The 18059-nt window shown below is 62.7% G+C and carries 18 protein-coding genes, 1 tRNA gene and 3 pseudogenes; 13 read left to right on the top strand and 9 right to left on the bottom strand.

What is annotated here, in order from left to right:
• Positions 1-4 precede the first annotated feature (4 nt).
• The 3 genes and pseudogenes from paoA to paoC all read left to right on the top strand — a co-directional run bounded on the left by paoA (position 5) and on the right by paoC (position 3833).
• A complete protein-coding gene (paoA, locus tag ACVMIH_RS18735; protein WP_076828978.1) occupies positions 5-646 on the top strand; it encodes an aldehyde dehydrogenase iron-sulfur subunit PaoA in 642 nt (213 codons plus the stop codon).
• Positions 643-1594 (top strand): annotated as a pseudogene (locus tag ACVMIH_RS18730) (FAD binding domain-containing protein). The gene paoA and the pseudogene ACVMIH_RS18730 overlap by 4 nt, the downstream one beginning before the upstream one ends.
• Before the next feature lie 31 nt (positions 1595-1625).
• Complete coding sequence (gene paoC, locus ACVMIH_RS18725) at positions 1626-3833, top strand: aldehyde oxidoreductase molybdenum-binding subunit PaoC (RefSeq protein ID WP_456815762.1); 2208 nt, start codon at positions 1626-1628, stop codon at positions 3831-3833.
• 89 nt (positions 3834-3922) lie between these two features.
• On the opposite strand, the gene ACVMIH_RS18720 is transcribed toward paoC, so the two are convergent.
• On the bottom strand, positions 3923-4651 hold the full coding sequence (locus ACVMIH_RS18720) for an alpha/beta fold hydrolase (protein ID WP_456815763.1): 729 nt from the start codon (positions 4649-4651) through the stop codon (positions 3923-3925).
• A gap of 102 nt (positions 4652-4753) precedes the next feature.
• A complete protein-coding gene (locus ACVMIH_RS18715; protein WP_057015223.1) occupies positions 4754-5317 on the bottom strand; it encodes a DinB family protein in 564 nt (187 codons plus the stop codon).
• Between the two features lie 136 nt (positions 5318-5453).
• Between ACVMIH_RS18715 and ACVMIH_RS18710 the strand changes: the two genes are divergently transcribed.
• Both ACVMIH_RS18710 and ACVMIH_RS18705 read left to right on the top strand, forming a co-directional pair.
• The gene (locus ACVMIH_RS18710) at positions 5454-6146 is read left to right on the top strand and encodes a VOC family protein (RefSeq protein WP_057015224.1); all 693 of its coding nucleotides are present in this window, start codon (positions 5454-5456) and stop codon (positions 6144-6146) included.
• 75 nt (positions 6147-6221) lie between these two features.
• The gene (locus ACVMIH_RS18705; RefSeq protein WP_456862901.1) at positions 6222-7292 is read left to right on the top strand and encodes a lytic transglycosylase domain-containing protein; all 1071 of its coding nucleotides are present in this window, start codon (positions 6222-6224) and stop codon (positions 7290-7292) included.
• A gap of 44 nt (positions 7293-7336) precedes the next feature.
• On the opposite strand, the gene ACVMIH_RS18700 is transcribed toward ACVMIH_RS18705, so the two are convergent.
• Positions 7337-7741, bottom strand: a complete 405-nt coding sequence (locus ACVMIH_RS18700) for a DUF1330 domain-containing protein (RefSeq protein WP_229191173.1) — start codon at positions 7739-7741, stop codon at positions 7337-7339.
• 125 nt (positions 7742-7866) lie between these two features.
• On the opposite strand from ACVMIH_RS18700, the gene ACVMIH_RS18695 reads away from it, so the two are divergent.
• The 3 genes from ACVMIH_RS18695 to ACVMIH_RS18685 all read left to right on the top strand — a co-directional run bounded on the left by ACVMIH_RS18695 (position 7867) and on the right by ACVMIH_RS18685 (position 9725).
• Positions 7867-8859 (top strand): LysR family transcriptional regulator, encoded by a 993-nt coding sequence (locus ACVMIH_RS18695; RefSeq protein ID WP_057015227.1) that lies wholly within the window; start codon positions 7867-7869, stop codon positions 8857-8859.
• A 291-nt stretch (positions 8860-9150) separates the two neighbouring features.
• Positions 9151-9360 carry a cold-shock protein gene (locus ACVMIH_RS18690; protein ID WP_028339489.1) on the top strand — a complete coding sequence of 70 codons (210 nt, stop codon included), beginning with the start codon at positions 9151-9153 and terminating at the stop codon, positions 9358-9360.
• A gap of 104 nt (positions 9361-9464) precedes the next feature.
• Positions 9465-9725, top strand: a complete 261-nt coding sequence (locus ACVMIH_RS18685; protein ID WP_057015228.1) for a hypothetical protein — start codon at positions 9465-9467, stop codon at positions 9723-9725.
• 110 nt (positions 9726-9835) lie between these two features.
• Here the strand turns inward: ACVMIH_RS18685 and ACVMIH_RS18680 are convergent, their stop codons facing one another.
• On the bottom strand, positions 9836-10078 hold the full coding sequence (locus ACVMIH_RS18680) for a hypothetical protein (RefSeq protein ID WP_057015229.1): 243 nt from the start codon (positions 10076-10078) through the stop codon (positions 9836-9838).
• 89 nt (positions 10079-10167) lie between these two features.
• On the opposite strand from ACVMIH_RS18680, the gene ACVMIH_RS18675 reads away from it, so the two are divergent.
• Positions 10168-10410 carry a DUF6894 family protein gene (locus ACVMIH_RS18675; protein WP_082653668.1) on the top strand — a complete coding sequence of 81 codons (243 nt, stop codon included), beginning with the start codon at positions 10168-10170 and terminating at the stop codon, positions 10408-10410.
• Between the two features lie 22 nt (positions 10411-10432).
• Here the strand turns inward: ACVMIH_RS18675 and ACVMIH_RS18670 are convergent, their stop codons facing one another.
• Positions 10433-10666 (bottom strand): DUF6894 family protein, encoded by a 234-nt coding sequence (locus ACVMIH_RS18670; protein WP_057015230.1) that lies wholly within the window; start codon positions 10664-10666, stop codon positions 10433-10435.
• A 498-nt stretch (positions 10667-11164) separates the two neighbouring features.
• On the opposite strand from ACVMIH_RS18670, the gene rpsU reads away from it, so the two are divergent.
• Entirely contained in the window at positions 11165-11470 is a 306-nt protein-coding gene (gene rpsU, locus ACVMIH_RS18665; RefSeq protein WP_076829105.1) for a 30S ribosomal protein S21, read from the top strand.
• Positions 11471-11632: 162 nt separating this feature from the next.
• Positions 11633-11755, top strand: coding sequence for a hypothetical protein (locus ACVMIH_RS18660; protein WP_256520744.1), 123 nt, complete (start codon positions 11633-11635; stop codon positions 11753-11755).
• 270 nt (positions 11756-12025) lie between these two features.
• Here ACVMIH_RS18660 and ACVMIH_RS18655 read toward each other — a convergent pair whose 3' ends face one another.
• Positions 12026-13804, bottom strand: a complete 1779-nt coding sequence (locus ACVMIH_RS18655) for an acyl-CoA dehydrogenase (RefSeq protein WP_057015231.1) — start codon at positions 13802-13804, stop codon at positions 12026-12028.
• Between the two features lie 220 nt (positions 13805-14024).
• Here ACVMIH_RS18655 and ACVMIH_RS18650 point away from each other — a divergent pair.
• A tRNA-Gln gene (locus ACVMIH_RS18650) sits at positions 14025-14099 on the top strand.
• Between the two features lie 282 nt (positions 14100-14381).
• Here the strand turns inward: ACVMIH_RS18650 and ACVMIH_RS18645 are convergent.
• Together ACVMIH_RS18645 and ACVMIH_RS18640 are read right to left on the bottom strand one after the other, a co-directional pair.
• Positions 14382-15701 (bottom strand): hypothetical protein, encoded by a 1320-nt coding sequence (locus tag ACVMIH_RS18645; RefSeq protein WP_456862898.1) that lies wholly within the window; start codon positions 15699-15701, stop codon positions 14382-14384.
• An 891-nt stretch (positions 15702-16592) separates the two neighbouring features.
• Positions 16593-17268: pseudogene (locus ACVMIH_RS18640) on the bottom strand (isocitrate lyase/phosphoenolpyruvate mutase family protein); the annotation flags it as partial.
• Between the two features lie 148 nt (positions 17269-17416).
• Between ACVMIH_RS18640 and ACVMIH_RS18635 the strand changes: the two are divergent.
• Positions 17417-17563: pseudogene (locus ACVMIH_RS18635) on the top strand (isocitrate lyase/phosphoenolpyruvate mutase family protein); the annotation flags it as partial.
• Between the two features lie 20 nt (positions 17564-17583).
• On the opposite strand, the gene ACVMIH_RS18630 reads toward ACVMIH_RS18635, so the two are convergent.
• On the bottom strand, positions 17584-18000 hold the full coding sequence (locus tag ACVMIH_RS18630) for a hypothetical protein (protein ID WP_456862896.1): 417 nt from the start codon (positions 17998-18000) through the stop codon (positions 17584-17586).
• Positions 18001-18059: the final 59 nt, after the last annotated feature.

The following is an 18059-nucleotide window of genomic DNA, read 5'->3' as shown; positions in this document are numbered from 1 at the left end:
CGGCATGCAGATCTCCGGACGTTTGGAACTATCGCGGCGCCATCTGTTGATTGTTGGAGCCGCCTCGCTTGCGGCGTCGTCGATCGCGACGCCTCCGCCTGCGGCCGCCCAATCTGCCCCGACCGGAGCGCCCGTGATGACGAGAGTATCCTTTGACGTGAACGGCGAAACCCACCAGCTCGAGCTCGACACCAGGACCACGCTGCTCGATGCCCTGCGCGAGCACCTGCATCTGACCGGCACCAAGAAGGGCTGCGACCACGGCCAATGCGGCGCCTGCACGGTGATTGTCGACGGCCGGCGGATCAATTCCTGCCTGACGCTCGCCGTGATGCATCAGGGCGACGAGATCACGACGATCGAGGGGCTCGGCACGCCGGACGAGCTGCATCCGCTGCAGGCGGCATTCGTCGAGCATGATGGCTATCAGTGCGGCTATTGCACGCCCGGCCAGATCTGCTCGGCGGTCGCCGTGCTTGCCGAGGTCAAGGCCGGCATCCCGAGCCATGTCACGGCGGATCTGAATGCGCCGCTGCGACTGACCAATGCCGAGCTCCGCGAGCGCATGAGCGGCAATATCTGCCGCTGCGGCGCCTATTCCAACATCGCCGAGGCGATCAGCGAGGTCGCCGGGAGGAGCGCATGAGATCATTCAGCTATGAGCGCGCCGCCTCGCCGGGCGCGGCGGCCGCAGCCGCCGCCGGCACCGCGAACGCCAAGTTCATCGCCGGCGGTACGAATCTGCTCGACCTGATGAAGCTCGAGATCGAGACGCCGGCGCATCTGATCGACGTCAACGACCTGGCGCTCGACCGCATCGAGGAGACCGCGGACGGCGGCTTGCGGATCGGCGCGCTGGTGCGCAACACCGATCTCGCCGCCGATATACGCGTGCGGCGCGACTACGGCGTGCTGTCGCGCGCGCTGCTCGCCGGTGCCTCCGGCCAATTACGCAACAAGGCGACGACCGCGGGCAATCTGCTGCAGCGGACGCGCTGTCCTTATTTCTACGACACCAATCTGCCCTGCAACAAGCGCAAGCCCGGCAGCGGCTGCGCCGCGATCGGCGGCTTCAGCCGCCAGCATGCGGTGGTCGGTGTGAGCGACGCCTGCATCGCGACCCATCCGAGCGACATGGCGGTGGCGATGCGCGCGCTCGACGCCCGTCGTCGAGACGGTGCGGCCCGACGGCACCACGCGCAGCATCCCGATCGCCGAGCTGCATCGTCTGCCCGGCGACAGCCCCGAGATCGAAACCAGCCTGGTGTCGGGCGAGCTGATCACCGCGGTGGTGCTGCCGAAACCGGTCGGCGGCGCGCAGGCCTATCGCAAGGTGCGCGACCGCGCCTCTTATGCCTTTGCGCTGGTCTCGGTTGCTGCGATCGTGCAGCGCGACGGCACCGGCCGCGTCGCGCTTGGCGGCGTGGCGCACAAGCCGTGGCGCGTCGAGGCGGCGGAGGCGGAATTGCCCGACGGCGCCAAGGCCGTCGCCGCGCGCCTGTTCGCCGATGCCAAGCCGACCAAGGACAATGCGTACAAGCTGCCGCTCGCCGAGCGAACGCTGGCGGCGGTGCTGCGCGAGGCCAGGGCTTGAGATCCAGGGCTTAAGAAGAGGGCCTGACATCATGCGTTTTGAACATCCCGCCACCTTCAATCCGATCGACCAGCTCAAGGTGATCGGCCACCCGACCAGCCGGATCGACGGGCCGCTGAAGACCACCGGCACCGCGCCTTACGCCTATGAGCGGCACGACGTCGCGGCCAACCAGGCCTATGGCTACGTGGTCGGTTCGGCGATCGGCAAGGGGCGGATCGGTTCGATCGATCTCGAGGCGGCCAAGGCTGCGCCGGGCGTGCTCGCCATCGTCACAGCGGACAATGCCGGCAAGCTTGGCAAAGGAGAGCGCAATGCGGCGCCGCTGCTCGGCGGGCCGGAGATCGCGCATTATCACCAGGCCGTCGCCGTCGTCGTCGCCGGGACCTTCGAGCAGGCGCGGGCCGCGGCGCAGCTGGTCCGGATCGACTACGTCAAGGGCGACGGCAAGTTCGATCTCGCCGCGGAGCGGGACAAGGGCGTCACGCCGCACCCCTCATTCGGCGGCCCGGCCGATACCGCCGTCGGCGATTTCGCCGCCGCCTTCGCTGGTGCGCCCGTACAACTCGATGCCACCTACACCACGCCCGATCAGGGCCACGCGATGATGGAGCCGCATGCTTCGATCGCGGCCTGGGACGGCGACAAGCTCACGGTCTGGACCTCGAACCAGATGATCGCCTGGGGCGCTGAGGATATGGCGAAGACGCTCGGCATCGCCAAGGAGAATGTCCGTCTGGTGTCGCCCTATATCGGCGGCGGCTTCGGCGGCAAGCTGTTCCTGCGCGCCGAGGTATTGCTCGCCGCGCTCGGCGCCCGCGCGGCCGGCCGACCGGTCAAAGTCGCGCTGCAACGTCCGCTGATGTTCAACAACACGACACACCGTCCGGCGACGATCCAGCGCATCCGCATCGGCGCCGAGCGCGACGGCAAGATCACGGCGATCGGCCACGAAAGCTGGTCTGGCAACGTCAAGGACGGCGAGCCCGAGATGGCGGTGAGCCAGACGCGGCTGCTTTATGCCGGCGCCAGCCGGATGACGGCGACGCGGCTTGCGGCGCTCGATCTGCCGGAGGGCAATGCGATGCGCGCGCCCGGAGAAGCCTCCGGCATGATGGCGCTCGAGATCGCGATCGACGAACTCGCCGAGAAGCTCGGCATCGACCCGGTCGTGCTGCGCATTAGCAACGACACCCAGGTCGACCCCGAGCATCCGGAGCGGCACTTTTCGCAGCGGCAACTGGTGCAGTGCCTGAGCGATGGCGCGGCGCGGTTCGGTTGGGACAAGCGCAATCCGAAACCCGGCGCCGTCCGTGACGGGCGCTGGCTGGTGGGAATGGGCGTCGCCGCGGCGTTCCGCAACAATCTCGTGACCAAGTCGGCGGCACGCGTTCGTCTCGACCAGAACGGCATCGTGACCGTCGAGACCGACATGACCGACATCGGCACCGGCTCCTACACCATCATCGCGCAGACCGCGGCCGAGATGATGGGCGTGCCGCTCGAGAAGGTCGCGGTGCGGCTCGGCGATTCCGACTTCCCGGTGTCCTGCGGCTCGGGCGGGCAGTGGGGCGGCAACAATTCCACCGCCGGTGTCTACGCCGCCTGCACCAAGCTGCGCGAGGCCATTACGCAGAAGCTCGGCTTCAATTCCGAGGAGGCGGTGTTTGCCGACGGCGTGGTCCGCTCCGGCAATCGCAGCGTGCCGCTGGCGCAGGCCGCCGGCGGCGGCGACCTCGTGGCGGAGGATGCCATCGAATACGGCGATCTCGCGAAAACCTACCAGCAGTCGACCTTCGGCGCGCATTTCGTCGAGGTCGGTGTCGACGCCGACACGGCTGAAATCCGGGTGCGGCGGATGCTTGCGGTCTGCGCGGCGGGCCGCATCCTCAATCCGAAGGCGGCGCGCAGCCAAGTGATCGGCGCGATGACCATGGGTGTCGGCGCGGCGCTGATGGAAGATCTCGTCGTCGACAGGCGTCATGGCCTGTTCATCAATCACGACCTTGCTGCCTATGAGGTGCCGGTCCATGCCGACATCCCGCATCAGGAGATGATCTTCCTCGACGAGATCGATCCGATCTCATCGCCGATGAAGGCCAAGGGCGTCGCCGAACTCGGCATCTGCGGCGTCGCCGCCGCGGTCGCCAATGCGGTCCACAATGCGACCGGCGTGCGGGTGCGCGACTATCCGATCACGCTCGACAAGTTGCTGGCAGGGATGCCGGAGCCGGCGTAGCGCGGGACGCTTCACCTCGCCCCGCAAGCGGGTGAAGAACGGGGAGAGGGAGCACAGCGGAGTCGGGGGCGCTGTTCTACCTAAACGCTCTAACCGCGACCGACGAACGAGCCGATGCCCCGGCCGATCGCGGCGCCGTGCTGAAACAGCGCGCCGAGGTGATCGCCGGGCACCGACATCGCATGCAGGCCGTTCTCCGCGGCGAAGCGCTGCATCGGCGCATGCGGCCCGTCGTCCTGTCCGTTCCAAAGCAGCACCGGCACGCGCGAGGACAGGACCGCGTCCTTGGCGCCATCGACCTGGCCGAGCGCATTGAAGCAGGCGCGCACGCCGCCTTCGAGATCCGGCGTCACCCATTCGGCGAGCTCCGGCACCGTGCGGCGGGCAAAGGTGATGAAGGCACCATAGGTCAGCGGGCCGGCGTTGCCGCGCGGCAGTCCGGTGAGAAAGTCCCAGCCGCCGATCGCCAGCGACGCCAGCCGTGCCGGGAAAAACCGGGCGACACCGACCGCGACCCAGCCGCCCATCGAATGTCCCACCACGTGGGCGCGCTCGTCGCCGAGATCGTCGATCACGGCGACGATGTCGCCGGCACGCTGCGCCTGATTATAGAGCGCCGGATCGGCGGGCTTGTCGCTCAGGCCATGTCCGAGCGAATCGACGCAGACGACGCGAAAGCGATCGGCAAGCGCGTCGACCACGCCGCATTGTTTCCAGCTCGCGGCGTCGAGCAAGAGACCGTGCTGCAGCACGATCAGCGGCCCGGATCCCTCGACGGTGTAATGGATACGCTGGCCCCGGTGATTGGCGAATGGCATCGGATAGAGTTCCCCACGTTTTATCAGAGGTGAGCGTGGAGGCGCCGGGTTTCAAGACCTCGTTCCGGATCAGGAACCGCATCGCCGATGGCGGGCGAACCATCAGCCGCCCCACACGGTGGCTTCGCTCCAGCCGAGATCCCTGAACTCGGCTGCCCGGAGCGGGGCTTCGCCGGCGGCGAAGAATTCGTCGAGCTGCGGCGGCTTCACCGTGGTCTCCGAGAGCATCGCATGGGCCTGGCCGCGATGATGAATCTGGTGCTGAAACAGATGCATCAAGAGGCGGTCGCGCCGCTCGGTCTGCACGCTCGTGTCGCGATTGATCTTCACCACATCATCGAGCCGCTCAGCCGTTAGCGCATCGCAGTGCACGATCAACCGCTGATCGATCGCGCGCTGGGCGTCTTTCAGCGCGGCGACTGACGGGTAGGGCACCTCGTTGGCCCACGCCTTCGGCCCGAGCCAGCCGCCCTCGAGCGCATCAATGTAGAAGAGATCGATGACATGAATGTGGTTGAGCGTCGCCTGCAGGCTCGGGAAGAACCCGGTCCGCGCGGCGGCGAACTCCGCCTGGCTGAGACCGGCGCAGGCCGTGAGCAGGCGGTGATTGGCCCAGGCATTATTGTACGCAAAAGCGCGAAAGGTCTGAACGAGGCCTGCTTGCATATCGGTCCTCACTGGATTGACTGTTTCAGGCAGGTGCACCGGCCGACCCGCGACAGTGATCGTGGTGCTTGCGTTGGTGACTTGATCCTCGCATAGCTAATCCATCGTGGTGCACTTCATCCGAAGGCGGGAGCAGATGCAACTGGCAAAGAACGTGATCGACGTCGGCCTTTCCTTCAACGATCTCGAACCGATGCTGCGGTTCTGGCAGCAGGAGGCCGGACTTCGCTTCGATCATGTGCAGCCGATCCGCCGCGGGCAGAAGCAGTACCGGCACGACGCGCAAGGTTCGGTCATCAAGCTCAACCATCATGTCGAGCCGCTGCCGGATGCGGCGCCGAGCGGCTATCGCGAACTGATCATTGCGCGCGCGGGCGTCGACGCACCGCAACGCATGGCCGACCCCGACGGCAACAGCGTTTGCCTGGTTGCGCCCGGACATGACGGCATCACCCAGATCGCCGTCACGATGGCGGTGCGCGACCTTGCCGCGCATCGCAGGTTCTACGGCGACATCCTCGGCTTCACCGAGCAGTCATGGTCTGATGGTCCGGCGTTTCGCCTCGGCGACAGTCTGATCCTGCTCAGGGAAGATCGCGCCGCAACCATCGATCCGGTTCGGGGTGCGCGCGGCTGGCGCTACATCACGCTGCAGGTCGCCGACATCGACGCCGTGCATGACGAGTTGCGCGCCAAGGGCGTGCGGGAAGGCCTTGCGCCGGTGACGCTCGGCGAGGTCGCACGGATCTCCATGATCCTCGATCCCGATGGCAACTGGATCGAACTGTCCCGCCGCGCATCGATCGTTGGAAGCCTGTCCAACCGCTAGGCAGCAAATTTTCTGGCCGCCCGGTCGGCACCGATGATATGATTCTGCGAATGCATCCAATTTGATGATCGCTTTATGCAGTCGATTTTCGGGCCGCGGCGGGTTCATCGATCGATTTTGCCAGCGGCTATCGGCTCGGCTTGCCTGCTGCTGTTCGTCCCCGTCGCAAACGCCCAACCTCCCGGCAATCCAGCGGTAACGCCCTCCGCGCAGCGCGCAGAGCTGGCGCAGGCACAAACATCGCAAACAGAAACGTCTCGTCCGGATAGCAACGCCGGAGTGCGCAACGCTGAGGCCGATCGGTCGGCGTCCGATCAGCAATCGTCATCCGTTCCGTCGCCGGCGCCGACAGCTTTGCGTCCAAAGCTCGATGGGCCGCAGCAGTACTGCAAGGCGTTGGAGGAGGCTGCATTGGAGAACGGCTTGCCGCCGGATTTCTTCGTCCGGCTGATCTGGCAGGAAAGCAATTTCGATCCCAACTCGGTCAGTTCGGCCGGTGCCCAGGGGATCGCCCAGTTCATGCCCGGTACTGCGCGGTGGCGCGGTCTGGCCGACCCGTTCGAGCCATTGCCTGCCTTGCAGGAATCCGCGCGCTGGCTCCGCGAGCTGCGCGCGCAGTTCGGCAATCTCGGCCTTGCGGCGGCCCCCTATAATGGTGGTCCACGGCGGGTTCAGGATTGGTTGGCGGGACGTGGAAGCCTGCCGGGCGAAACGCGCGCTTATGTCAGGATCATCACCGGCAGGTCCGCCGAGGAATGGGCGCAGGGTTCGCTTGAGGATCGGGTCCACACCGACGCGGCCATGGCCTGCGGTGACATCGTGCGCGGCATGCTCGTTCGGGCGCTTCCTGCGGGCCCAAGAGAGTCTGTGACAATCGCGCAGCAAGCTGCGTGGGGGCCCTGGGGACTTCAATTGGCCGGCGGCCCGTCGCAATCGCGCGTACTCGCCGACTACCAGCAACTTCAGAAACGATTTGCATCCGTGCTCGGCGATCGCGCACCGCTCGTTCTGAGATCGCGCATGGCCGGGCCAGGCTCGGCCACCTGGTATCTGCTCCGGGTCGCCGAGACGACCCGTGAGCGAGCTAACCAGCTGTGCGCCCGGTTGGAGGCAGTCGGCGGTCGCTGCCTGGTGTTTCGCAACTAGGTGGCACACGTTGCAGGTCGCAGCGATCGACGGCGTGGTCAGCGCTAATTGGCGACAGAGCCCTCAACTGCAAATGTGTGGTACCTCGCGTATTTCTCGCCGACGGCCCGAACCTGCACGTAGGCCGGATCGTGTCGCCAGGCCCAAAGCGCCTCCATGCTCGGATACATGTAGACGACGACGCGCTTGGGTGGATCTCCATCGACGGCAACGACCTGCGACCCGGTTGCCGCCGCGCCGGCAGCCGCAATCAACTTGCCGCCATGTGCCCTGATGATCTCCTTCGCCTTCGGGAGATATTCCCTGGCATAGCCATCGGGATCGGTGACCTCGATTTGGCCGATCAAATAGGCGGGCGGCCTGGCTTCGCCATGCAGCGCTTCGCTGCCAAGAGCGCCGATAGCGGTACAACTCAACATGACCAGAGCCATCTTGCCTCCAGAATTCATGGGAGCCTCCTCCGGTGCCGTGCCTGTGCGGCAAGCCGTAGCCTGACAGGACTCTTCACGAGGCTTCGAAATACGTCCAATACATATATTTTCTCGAATCTTATGCTCGAATGGTATAAGCGGGCATGAACCTTCAACAGGCCCTCACGTTCTTGACGGTGGCCGAGCTCGGCACCGTCTCAAAGGCCGCATTGCGGTTGCGTGTCGCGCAACCCGCCCTGTCCAGGCAAATCATCGGTCTCGAACGGGAGCTCGGCTTGCAGCTCTTCGACCGCGTCGGGCGCCGGCTTCTATTGACTGGCGAAGGCGAGCAGTTGATTGCGGGCTGCCGTCTGCTGCTCAACAGCGTCAATTCGCTGAAAGAGCAGGCTCAGCTGCTTCGCCAAGGAGATACCGGGGTCTTGAGGATCGCCGGCTCGCCGCAACACATCGAGAGCGTGCTGTCAGATTTTCTCCACCGGTACGCGGAGCGATATCCCAGGGTCGAGATCAGGATCAGGGAGGGGACGGGCAGCGAGATATTGGCGATGCTGGAACGCGGGGAAGTTCACCTCGGCCAAAATTTGCTGCACGCCGTCAGACTGAACGAGCAGCACTTCGGCAGCCTTCCGCTTGGATCCGTACAGTTACTGGCTGCTTGTCATCCGTCGATGCCGCTTGGTCCCCGTTGCACAATCGAGATCGCTGACCTCGCCGAACTTCCGTTGCTGCTGCTGGACAGCGGGTTCGGATTTCGGCGTGCTTTCGATGCGGCAAGCCGTATGGCGGGGCTGAAACCGAAGATCACGTTCGAGAGTCGCAGTCCGCACACCTTGCTGGCACTGGCCGAGGCGGGGCACGGCGTCGCGATCGTTCCCTCCCAGCTTCAGTGCTGGCGCTACGAATTAAGGATTGTTGGTCTCACGCACAGGCGCCGCGTGTTGCAGGAGCCTCTGACCATCTCATGGGACAAGCGGCGTCCGTTGCCTCGTTTCGCGACCGATTACTGTGCAATGCTGGCAGCGCATATGCGGGAGACGTTTCCGATCACGCGCCCGACGGAACCGGCAGCGGCAAAAGCAAGTGTTCAGACGCGCGCCAAGCGAGTTCCACGCAAGGCGAAAAGTTCGGGCGGTTGAATATCGCGATTTGCGTCCGCGTCACCGATCACCGAGTTGCGCGGCGGCGCAAGCCCTTACGCGAAACATGGTTCGGTTTATCGGAACGGCAGCTCGGTGAAGCTCCGCTCGCCCCCATCGACGGCGCTTCCGAGCTTGCCCTAGCGGATTAAGTGTGTATGCTTGCAGCGTTCGATTTGCCGTTGTGCCTTGTTGAATGGTCAAAGCGGCCCTTTTCCAAAGAACATCGTCGGTTGAAGGATGATGCGGAACCAGGCGCGAATTCACGTGCGTCCGCTTTGGAGAAGACAAATGCCTACAGGTACTGTGAAGTGGTTCAATGGCCAGAAGGGCTTCGGTTTCATTCAGCCCGATGATGGCACGAATGACGTGTTCGTTCACATCAGCGCTGTCGAGCGGGCCGGACTTGGCGGTCTCGCCGAGGGCCAGAAGCTGTCGTTCGAACTCAAGGTCGACAAGATGCGTGGCAAGACCAGCGCCGAAGATCTTCGGCTGGCTTGAATCGATCTGTTATTCCACGGATGTACTGGGATGACAGCCGCGGCCCGCTCGATCCTCTGATGGGTTGAGCGGGTCTCGCTGCTTTTCAAAGGGCTCATTCGCTCATGGCCAAGAAGCCGGAAGAACTCTCTGCCGAGCGCCTGGCCAAGGCCCAACGCCAGCGGCTTGCCGCCGAGGCCGGTGCGCAGGCAATCGCTGAAGTCGAGCGCGATGCGATCGCCGTGCGCAAGAACATGGTGCGTCTGCGGGCTCTCCGTGAAGCGCGTGACGCCGAGGCGGCCGCCGCGCAGGCTGGCTCTGCACCCGCTGGCACGGCATCTGTGGCTGCCAAGAGAACCAAACGGGTCAAGCGCATCGTGCGTTAAGCCGCGCAATCACGCACGTCGAGTCCGTCGCTGATACGTTGCTGAAGCGGACCTGTTGTTTCGCGGCCTCGGCCGCCAGTTCAGGCCGCGAAGCCAGGCCGTGGCCCGAACTATTTGGGACGATCGGCTTCCTTCCTGTTCGCCGCCTTCAGTCTGATCCTGATGTAGTCAGTGATATCGCCGGCCGCATCACGCAGATCCTGTTCCGTCAGGCCTTGCTGTCCCGCCATCTCGATGCACCGGCGCGCCAACTCGGCAACGTCCTGCGAGGCACCCGGCGTTCCATATTGCTCGGCAGCGTGGACGCTGTTTTCAATCCAGAAATCAAGGAACTCTCTCGCTTTTGCGGTCATGACTCACCCGGACGGCTCGCGCGCCACTGTCCTCACCGGCCACATTCCCCGGTCTTCGCAGGAACAATCGAGAGCCGGGGTAAATTACCATGCCGATGACGCGCTATTATTTCGATCTTCGTGACGGCGGCGGCCTGGCGATCGACGAAGAGGGCATGGAGATGTCCAACTTCGGTGCGGTTCAGGAGGAGGCTGCGCGCGCCTTGGCCGACGTCATTCGGGATTCCTTTCGCGGTCACAATTTCCATCAGATTGCCATCGAGGTCCGGGACGGCGACGGGCCCGTGCTTGAGGTGGCTATCGCTTGGCGCAGTTGCCGGCTGGATTCTTGAGTTTGGGTGCGCAGCGCGGCAGTTAGCACCTTGTGATACCCAGACTGAGACTGACCTGAAACAGCGGCCCTTCGTCCGTCCGGACCTCAAACGCCAGCAGCCTGTGTTTATCCAAAGGCAGGTTCTCCTTGGCTATGCTGAGCAATGACTGCATCGCTTCGTGCGCGGCAGTTTCCTCGTCGCGTAGCTCGATGCCCTGTTTGTCGGCATAGAGTTGCTCGCCGTTGCGGATATCGAAATAGAAGCGGGTTGCCATCTTCGGCTCCCTTTGGTGGCGGGAGCTGCCCAGGCTCTCAGGTGCCGGCGCTCAACAGTCGTCCGGCAGCGCCGTACTCTGCGCCTGTTGGAGCGAATTTGCTACTCGGCAACGATGGAGATTTTTGGGGAACCGCTTTTCGCGTTCGCGGTCAAGCCGCCATCGCCGTTCAGCCATGATCTCGCCGTGGCTGAACCGTCGGATATAATTCTCACGGTCTGCGATTGTGTCTTGCATAGCTGAGATGAGTGCATAACTGTACTAGATCGACTGGCCTTGAGCCTTGTAGATCGGTCCCAGGACCTTTTTCCAAAGACATCGTCGGATGAAAGCGAGGACGCGTGCTTGTAGCACCGCGGCTGAAGCTTCCGCGACGTTGTCGGTCGGCTGCCGTTCCACGGATGTACTGGAATGGCAGTGCGGCCCGCTCTGTCATTGATAGAGCGGGCTCTGGTCTTGTTCATTCAAAGTGCGTTGTACCGCGAGAGAGGTGATCCGTTGCAAGTTCTTGTCAGGGACAACAACATCGACCAGGCGCTTCGAGTTCTAAAGAAGAGGTTGCAGCGCGAGGGCGTCTTTAGAGAGATGAAGCGCCGCAGATCGTTCGAAAAGCCATCGGAAAAAAGGGCTCGAGAGAAATCCGAGGCCGTGCGGCGAGCCCGCAAGCTTGCCCGCAAGCAAGCGATACGGGATGGATTGATCGCGGCGCCTCCGCGGAAACCCAAATTCCCGGCGTCCAAACCTTCGGCGCCAAGGCAATCACCACAATCGCCACAGCAAGCAGGCAGCACACGGGAGACCTAGCCCGTACCGATCCTGCTGGAAGGATCGTGCAAGATGACGCAGCGATCTTATCGAGGCAACGGATGCCTCCAGGAACGTCTCTCCGATGAGATCTGTCGTCGGCGAGCCGTGGATCGGGATATTCGGTCGAGGCACGACGATCAACGGCGACGTGCGCAGAACTTGGCCGGCACGGCCATCAACGCAATGGCAGATCATTCCGCCAGCCAGTTCGATCAGGCCGCGCGCAAGCGTGACTTGCTCGACGGCCCGGAGGAATTTCGCGCGTTTCGCGCGGATCGCTGACGAAACGTATGATTCGGCGGTAGACGCAAAACTCGATGTCGTCCCGGGCAAGCGAAGCGCTACCCGGGACCCATAACCACAAGTGCCGATTGGTTTGCAACGCTGGAGCCACAGCTCGTTTCAAAACGGAAGGCTGTGGTTATGGGTCCCTGCTTTCGCAGGGACGACAGTTGTGATGCGGCACGTCATGTGCATCAAACGAGCGAGGAGGGCCTTTGGCGAGCACAGCGCTTTGGGCCCTCTGACCTCGCAATGACGGTGGAAGGTATCTTATCCCGCCAGCACCGCATCCGCGCCGGTCACCGCCTCGGCGCTTTCGGTCACGGTCTTTTCCAGCGACGGCGCCTGCACGGCGATGTTCTCGGCGAAGAAGCGCGCCAGCGCGACATAGCGCTGCGGCTCGGCTTCGCCGTTCGCCTTGGCGGCCAGCGCTTCGCCGGCGAGCATGCAGCCGCCGAGCGTTGCGGCGAACAGCCGCAGATAGGGCGTTGCGCCGGCCAGTGCCTCGTTCGGCGCCGAGGCGAGGCGCTCGAGCAGCCATTTGCTGGTGCGCTCCAGCGCGGCGTGCGCGTCGCGCAGCTTGGCGCCCGTGGTGCCGAACGCCGGATCGTTGGAGGTCTCGACCTGCTTGATGACGGCAGCGAGCTCGTCCAGCAGCGCCCAGACCGAGGCGCCGCCATTGGCGCCGAGCTTGCGGGTGACGAGGTCGATCGACTGGATGCCGTTGGTGCCCTCGTAGATCGAGGTGATGCGGGCGTCGCGATAATGCTGCGCGGCGCCGGTCTCCTCGATGAAGCCCATGCCGCCGTGGATCTGCACGCCGAGATAGGCGACCTCGTTGCCGATGTCGGTGGAGAAGGCCTTGGCGATCGGGGTCAGCAGCGCGCCGCGGGCCGCGGCCTCGGCGCGCACCTTGGCGTCCCTGGCGCGCACCGAAACGTCGAGCGCGACCGCGGTGGCGTAGCAGATCGTGCGCGCCGCCGCCGTCATGCTGCGCATCTGCATCAGCATGCGCTTGACGTCGGGATGCACGATGATCGGATCCATCCCGTCGCCCTTGTGGCCGATCGCCTTGCCTTGCCTTCGCTCCTGCGCATAGGCCAGCGCCTGCTGATAGGCGCGGTCGGCAATGCCGACGCCTTCGAGGCCGACGCCGAGGCGGGCCTGGTTCATCATCGTGAACATGCAGCGCATGCCCTGGTTTTCCTCGCCGATCAGATAACCGATCGCGCCGCCCTTATCGCCCATCGTCATGGTGCAGGTCGGCGAGGCGTGCATGCCGAGCTTGTGCTCGACGCCGCTGGCATGGATGTCGTTGCGCTCGCCGAGCGAGCCGTCGGCATTGACCAGGAATTTCGGAACCAGGAATAGCGAGATTCCCTTGGTGCCCGAGGGGGCATCGGGCAATCGTGCAAGCACGAAATGCACGATGTTGTCGGTCATGTCGTGCTCGCCATAGGTGATGAAGATCTTGGTGCCCTTGATGCGGTAGGTGCCGTCGGGGGCGCGTTCGGCGCGGGTGCGCAGCGCGCCGACGTCGGAGCCGGCATTGGGCTCGGTGAGCTGCATCGTGCCGGTCCACTCGCCGGTGACCAGCTTCTCGAGATAGGTCTTCTTCAGCTCGGCGCTGCCATGGGCATCGAGCGCCTCGATTGCCGACAGCGTCAGCAGCGGGCAGAGGCCGAAGGCGACGTTCGACGCGCTCCAGATCTCGGTGCAGGCGGCGTTGACCGCGAGCGGCAGGCCCTGGCCGCCGAATGCTTCCGGCCCTGAGACCGCGTTCCAGCCCGCGGCGGTCCAGCGGTGGTAGGCGTCGGGCCAGCCCGGCGCGGTCGTCACCTTGCCGTTGTCGAGCTTGATGCCGTGCTCGTCGCCGACACGATTCAGCGGCGCCAGCACATCGGAGGCGAACTTGCCGGCTTCTTCCAACACCGCAGCGGTGATGTCGCCGTCGAAATCGCCGTAGTGGCCGGCCTCCACGGCGGCAGCGAGCCCCGCACCGTGATTGAGGGACAGCAGGATATCGTTGATCGGCGCACGGTAGGTCATGGCGTTACTCCCGACGAAGCGTTTGCAAATTGTCATCCCATGAAACCGGCGGCCTCTCAACAGTCCGAACGGACATCGCACGGTCTGTTTCGGCCACCGCGGCGTCGCCTTATAATAAGAGTACCGTCATCATCCTGCGGCTTTCGTGCCTTTTCGATCGCCGCCCTGTTGAAATGGCGGGACTCACCCTATAGACCGACGTGGCCTTCGATCGGCGCGTTGGGGCGTAGCCAAGCGGTAAGGCAGCGGATTTTGATTCCGCCATTCGGAGGTTCGATCCCTCCCGCCCCAGCCATATTCAAGGTATTGAATTAATTAAATAAATTGCTTTGGCGCATCAAGAATTTTCAACGCGTTTGGAAATTCGGTTCAGCCCGCATTTGGAAATTCTGTGCTCAGTTCGTTCTGGATGGATTGCGAACGCGAATCATAACGAAATTGAGCGGCGCTCAATCTGTCAGTTGGGCGCTAGAATGCTGCTGACGAATTCGAGCTTTCGACTGTTCAGGTTTGTGATGCCGCGGATGCCGGGCGAGAATGCCTCCGACCTTTTGCAGTGTTGAACGGAGCTCGAAGTTTATCTTTGCGAGCCGATATCTGGAGACATTTGGCGCGTTTCATCGCGAGGCGATTCCGCTTCGCCAGCAATCGGCTGCTGATCAAGTTCCTTCTGCGCCAGGAGATGCGCGTGTCGCTTTCGGGTTGCGGCTAACGCTCGCGCCATCGTCTCCTTGGCGTAACCACGATAGGCCTGCGCGGTCTTGTGTCCGGAAAGCGCGCGTCCCTGGCCGTCCGTCAGTTCGGCTTCCTCAAGCTCGGTCATGCCGCCGTGTCGACAGGCATCGAGCGTGAATAGCTTGGAAACGTCGTCGATCTTCTTGCGCATTTGCTGTACGACCTTTTCCATGCCGGGATAGGACCATACTTTGGCGTCGCCTTTGCGCTCACCCCTTTCAACCCGACGCATGATCATCGGGACGCCGAGCTTGGGCAGATGGCTCAAAACGTCCTCCGCTTCCGCATAAAACTTGACGGTCTCTCCTTCGACTGTCTCTTCGAGCGGGTGCCAGACCAGCGCCTTGTTTTTGTGGTGCTCGATACGCACGGCATGCGGCCAGTTCTTGCTGCGGTAGTCAGCCCAAGTCAAAAACCCGGCCACCACGTTCTCCGGCCGTTGCAGCCATTCAAAGCAGATCACTGCGACGGCCGCGGGTTCAGGCCGGCCTTCCTTGATGCAACCCCACGCGAACTTGTATACCTCCTCACGGGTAACCGCGTGTTTCTTGGTCCTAGTGCGGCTCTTTAGAGTGAAATCGTCCCAGGGGTTCGGGTGCTTCTTATCGAACAACTCCGGGTGCAGCCGACGCATGATCCGCCATACCTTTCGGCAGAGCCCAACCACCTTTTCTCCCTGCCGCAGTCTAAGGCCGTTCGGGCCGTTGATGATTTTGTCGTAGATCTTATCCGCCGCTCTTGGCGTGACTTCCAGTATCTGCCGTTCGCCGATCCGGCGTCCGCTCTTGCCGACGGTGTCGCAGATCAATTGCATGATCCGTTCGTAGTCGGGGCGCGACCGAGGTGAAACCTTCTCACTGTACGCCTTCTCCGTCTTGTATTGCCGGAATAGCCAATCGACGGTGCCGTAGCGTGAGATCTTTCCCTGCTCCCCCGGCTGCCCTCTGCGCTGATTGTTCCATTCATCGAACCAGGCGTTGAGCGTGGCGGCGCGTCCGCCGTTTCCGTCATCGCCGCACGCCGCTGCATAGCTCGTCCCAAGTGGCTCATTCGCCATCTCGCAGCCGAGATTCCGGTAATGGGTCGGGATCCGGAAGTAGAATGCGGCCGAACCGCGGGCAAGCCGACGCACCTCCACGAAGCGTGGAAGCGGGCGCTCCAACGTCACAAATCCTCGGCGAGGTCGCCCGGCACGATGCCCGGCGCAATAGCTCGGTCCAGATCGTCTCTCAACCACAGCTGACGCCTCCCTTCTTTCACGCGTGGTCGAGGATACTCCATACCGACTCGTTTGAGAAAGGCTTCGACAGTTGGCTCACCGCAATACCCTGCCGCGACTGCAGCTGACATACGGCGTGGCCAAGAACCAGCAGGAATTACGGAACGTGGCATCGCAACCGTCCAATCTTGAGCTGCCGAAATCGGCTTCTAGCGTATGGAGCCGATGCATCATGCAGGTCGCCAACGGCGCTTGGAAGTGCGACGGCGGCCAGATCGGGCAAGAAGGTAGTAGATCGTGCGAAAGGGATAAGTTGGGTGTGTCCCCGCTAGTAAGGGAGCTACAGCCAGTTTTGTACTGGGCCGCCGGATAGCCAAACCTTGGAGGATGGTACGGAGCGGCTAAATAATGCTAAATAATGATGTGGCGAACCGTCCACATCGATGAAGCCGTGCTTTTCTTCGCTCTAGATGTTTAGTCCCGGCATTTGCTAGAGCGGGTTAAGTTTGAATCGTTCTGGCTGGGAACGGGGTAGGGGTACGCTGTGAGGGAGAGGAGGTTGCGAGAGTTGATGAGAACTGTCCGTCGCGCCACCATGAGCGCTCTCCGTCGGTCCAGAAAGTCGGGTAGTTTTTGTTGGATGTGGGTCCATGGGCTTCTCGCAAACGGATCGACTTCTCAGGAATGTCGATCATCGTCCGCATTGCCGGGTCTCCAAGATAGAAGCGCGTTCATCCCGCGTGGCGCTGATAAGTGCAGTTGAGTGTAACGCTTAAGGCTGCCAATTGCACGGCGAAGGTCCTTCGAGAGCGAGTACGGTGCATCGCAGAGAAGTTATTGCTCCAGGCTGGGAGGGAGACGGTAGCGAGAGTCCGCACGGTCAAGCTCGTCGTAATTCAATAGTTCGAACACCTCGTCGAGCGTTGCGATGTCGGGCTCTATGCTGGTCGTATTCTCCTCGGTTAAGATACGACGGCAGACCCGCCGCATCGCCGCCAATGCAGCTCGCATGGCATGATTGGCCCCAGAGGACCGTGGAGATGCGTGCTTTTCAATATTCAGAGGCCGGTGTTCGATAGTACTTCGTTGGAACGAGCACAACAGGCAGCCGGTTCCGCCACGCGCGCGCGAACGAAAGGATCTCATCCGCGCTGCTCTTATGGGAGTGAATAAGAATAGCATCAGCACGCGCATCCGCGTAAGCATGAGCTCGCGAAATTGCGTCGTCTATTCCGCGGCCGGCGATCAACGCCTCGATCCTGGCCACCAGGACCAAGTCTTCTGCAACTGTGTCTTTCACTGCCCGTAGACGCCCTGCGAACTCGGAGGTATCTGCAAGGGGATGCCGCTAGCCGATAAGGGAGTTTGTTTTCGGAAAACAGCTATCCTCCAGCGCAATCCCGCCAGCGCCGCGCTGATGGAGTTTGCGCGCCAGCAGACGGGCGTTGTCGAAATTTCCGAAGCCGCTATCGCCGTCGACTAGGACGGTCAGTTCGGTCGAGTCAACAAGCAAGCGGCCCACCCGAAAGGGTGGGCCAACTGCCCGACCGCTCCGCGGACGCCGGGACGCAATGCCCAGACTCGTACTATACAGCAAGAAACGTCTATTTTCCGATCTTTCCACGACCAGCGTCGGTAATTTGCAATATCCCGTTATCATCTGCTCCAGCAGCGAACTTTCGCTGCTCATGGAGGCGCATGACGGTCTCTCAGCCGCAGTAGCCGAGCGCGCAGGATTCAAAGGCCTCTGGGCGTCGGGTCTATTGATCTCTTGCTCGCTGGGCTGCCGCGATGCCAATAGTTGGCTGATGTATGAGTTGCGCCTCTAAATTTGGAGAGGGATTTCTGGCCTATGACGCGGATTAAAGCGCTCAGTAAATCCGTGAGGCTTTTGCGGGCAGCGGCGTTTCTTGTCTGTATCTCTTTCGATGCGCACGCGTGCATGGGGCCACATTTTAAGGGCATCATATGGGAGCAAGTGCCGCCCGATATCGACGCGCCGGTAATCGTCGAGGCTACGATTTAGGACAATCATTCGTGGCACAAACGCGCGATCGACACCATCAAGATTATTCCCGAAGTCGGAGGGGCCTTCCTTGCCGGTGGTCCACAGGCGGCACTCGCCAAGGCGATTACCGCGACGGCTGCTCAGTTCTTTGTTGAAGTGGCCGCAAAAGGCGACAAGGAGGAGGTTCTGAAGCGAAGCGGGCTGACATACCTGCTGCGACTCAAGGCCTTCCATGATGCGAGGCAGTGAAAGGCCCGTATTTCTTGAGGCGTTGATTAGAAAGGCCAGTGGAA

The organism is Bradyrhizobium sp. USDA 4503 (assembly GCF_054055815.1).
Note: the sequence above shows the minus strand (reverse complement) of the source record. Positions and strands in the feature narration are given on the sequence as shown.

Bases quoted from the DNA above. Each gene is read 5' to 3' on its own strand.
- ACVMIH_RS18700 (WP_229191173.1), bottom strand. From the start codon at position 7,741: ATGAATTCTGGAGGCAAGATGGCTCTGGTCATGTTGAGTTGTACCGCT.
- ACVMIH_RS18715 (WP_057015223.1), bottom strand. From the start codon at position 5,317: ATGCAAGCAGGCCTCGTTCAGACCTTTCGCGCTTTTGCGTACAATAAT.
- paoC (WP_456815762.1), top strand. From the start codon at position 1,626: ATGCGTTTTGAACATCCCGCCACCTTCAATCCGATCGACCAGCTCAAG.
- ACVMIH_RS18695 (WP_057015227.1), top strand. From the start codon at position 7,867: ATGAACCTTCAACAGGCCCTCACGTTCTTGACGGTGGCCGAGCTCGGC.
- ACVMIH_RS18685 (WP_057015228.1), top strand. From the start codon at position 9,465: ATGGCCAAGAAGCCGGAAGAACTCTCTGCCGAGCGCCTGGCCAAGGCC.
- ACVMIH_RS18630 (WP_456862896.1), bottom strand. From the start codon at position 18,000: ATGGAAGGCCTTGAGTCGCAGCAGGTATGTCAGCCCGCTTCGCTTCAG.
- ACVMIH_RS18690 (WP_028339489.1), top strand. From the start codon at position 9,151: ATGCCTACAGGTACTGTGAAGTGGTTCAATGGCCAGAAGGGCTTCGGT.
- ACVMIH_RS18675 (WP_082653668.1), top strand. From the start codon at position 10,168: ATGCCGATGACGCGCTATTATTTCGATCTTCGTGACGGCGGCGGCCTG.
- ACVMIH_RS18710 (WP_057015224.1), top strand. From the start codon at position 5,454: ATGCAACTGGCAAAGAACGTGATCGACGTCGGCCTTTCCTTCAACGAT.
- ACVMIH_RS18680 (WP_057015229.1), bottom strand. From the start codon at position 10,078: ATGACCGCAAAAGCGAGAGAGTTCCTTGATTTCTGGATTGAAAACAGC.
- ACVMIH_RS18670 (WP_057015230.1), bottom strand. From the start codon at position 10,666: ATGGCAACCCGCTTCTATTTCGATATCCGCAACGGCGAGCAACTCTAT.
- ACVMIH_RS18720 (WP_456815763.1), bottom strand. From the start codon at position 4,651: ATGCCATTCGCCAATCACCGGGGCCAGCGTATCCATTACACCGTCGAG.
- paoA (WP_076828978.1), top strand. From the start codon at position 5: ATGCAGATCTCCGGACGTTTGGAACTATCGCGGCGCCATCTGTTGATT.
- ACVMIH_RS18655 (WP_057015231.1), bottom strand. From the start codon at position 13,804: ATGACCTACCGTGCGCCGATCAACGATATCCTGCTGTCCCTCAATCAC.
- ACVMIH_RS18705 (WP_456862901.1), top strand. From the start codon at position 6,222: ATGCAGTCGATTTTCGGGCCGCGGCGGGTTCATCGATCGATTTTGCCA.